The organism is Actinosynnema sp. (assembly GCF_052038725.1).
In genome coordinates, this window is the sequence record NZ_JBQGCX010000078.1 from 1 (window position 1) to 1,854 (window position 1,854).

General features: G+C 73.1%; 1 protein-coding gene. It reads right to left on the reverse strand.

Features of this window, described 5'->3' with window-relative positions:
* Window positions 1-16: 16 nt before the first annotated feature.
* Window positions 17-1,854 (reverse strand): ATP-binding protein (locus tag ACTUAL_RS01555; protein WP_440899001.1); only part of this gene is annotated, 1,838 nt, incomplete at its 5' end.

Here is a 1,854-nt window from a genome sequence, read left to right on the forward strand (position 1 = left end):
CGCCGCGACCACCGCGCTACGCCCCCCGCCCGCCGTCCCCGGCGCGCGCCCGCTGCAGGACCTCCTCGGAGTGCAGCGGGCTCGCCGGGTGGTGGCTCAGGCACAGCGGCGTGGCGACCTTGCGGAAGCCGAACGCCTCCCCCGACACGTAGAACTGGGCGCGCTCCAACCGGGAGATGTCCGCGACCGAGCTGCCCTTGGCCCTGGCCAGCTCGGTGGCCGCGTTGATCTGGACCGGGCTGTTGAGCCTGCCGAAGAACTGGGTCGTGCTGTTGCCGACGACCTGGTTGTGCAGCCCCTTGGGGGCCTGCGTGGCGAACACCAGCCCGAGCCCGTACTTGCGGGCCTGCGAGGCGAGCGCGATGGTGCTGCGGGTGCTCGCCAGCATCGTGCCGGAGGGCGCGAAGTTCTGCGCCTCGTCCACGACGAACAGCCCGCCCAGCGGGCGTTCCCCTGCGGGGTTGCGCTTGATCCAGGAGAACAGCTCCATCTGGAGCTGGTTGACGAAGCTCTGCCGCTGCTCGTCCGAGGGCAGCCCCATGAGGTTGATGACCGAGATCCTGGCGCGCTTCCCGTCGGCGGGGGTGAGCAGGGCGCCGGGGTCGACGGGGTGGCCCTCCCCCGCGAACAGCGGGTCGTTGACCACGGCGGCCTTGAGCACCTCGGCCAGGTCTGCGGCGATCTTCCGGCCGTCGTTGATGTCGGTCACCCCCTCCGGCAGGTCGGCCAGCAGGGCGATCAGGCCCCGGACGCTGCGCGATCCCGTGCGGGCGTGGCGCTCCACGGCCCCGCGCAGCACCGCGAGCCCGATGCTCGTCCTGGCGGTCCCCCCGGTGAGCCTGGCCTGCGGCGCCAGCGCCGCGACGGCCACCTCGACGGCGGCGGTGAACTCGTCCCCGTCCGCGACGGCGAAGTCGGGCAGCGGCTGGAAGGCCAGCGGCCGACCGCTCGCCCAACCGGGCGTCCAGACGACGACGTCGGTCCCGGCCAGGTAGCGCCCGGCCAGCGCGGCGTCCCCCGGCGCCCACCCGTCCGGCGCGTCCGGCCAGGCGTCGCCGAGGCGGGCCAGGTCGTTGTTCGGGTCGAGCACGATCGAGGAGACGCCGCGCAGCGCGCACTCCTCCACGATCCGCCGCAGCAGCACGGTCTTGCCCGACCCGGAGCCTGCGAAGACGGCGGTGTGCTTGCGCAGGGCGGCCAGCTCGACCTGGACGGGGGCGCCGCCGACGAGGGTCGTGCCGACGGTGATGGCGTCGGGATCGGGTGGTGGGTGGGTGCCGTCCGAGCGGTCGGCGGCGGGGTTCTTCGCGGGGCCCGCCTTGCGGCGGGACGCGGGGGCTCTCGGGGTGGCGGCGCGGTGCGTGGTGAGGGCCTTGGACAGGGCCGAGGAGAGCAGCTGTGACTTCCCGGCGGGCCGTCGCTCGATCAGCCAGTCCTGGTACTCGGCGTGCCCGGCCTCGGTCATCTGCTGCAACGCCCAGAACGTGCGGACGTCCGCGTCGGAGAGCTTCACCTTCAGCCCACCGGCGGCCTCGAACTCGGCGAGCTCCTGCTGGGTCTTGGCGCCGGGGGACCAGGCCGAGGCCCGGATGAGGACCAGGTGCCGGTTGTCGGCCTTCCTGCTCTGCCTGGCGGCCAACTGCGCTTTGCGGAAGCGGTTCAGCACGGCGATGGGGTGCTTGGCGAGGATGACCCGGAACGCCCAGTGCTCCTGCAGATCGCTCTCCTCCTCGACGTTCCGGGTGAGCCAGGCGTGCAACTCGGTGCCGTTGGCGTACTCCTTGCGCTCCCACTCCATGTTGTCGGAGCCGACCTCGCTGATCCAGGCGCGCAGGGCGCCGGACAGCAGCTTCG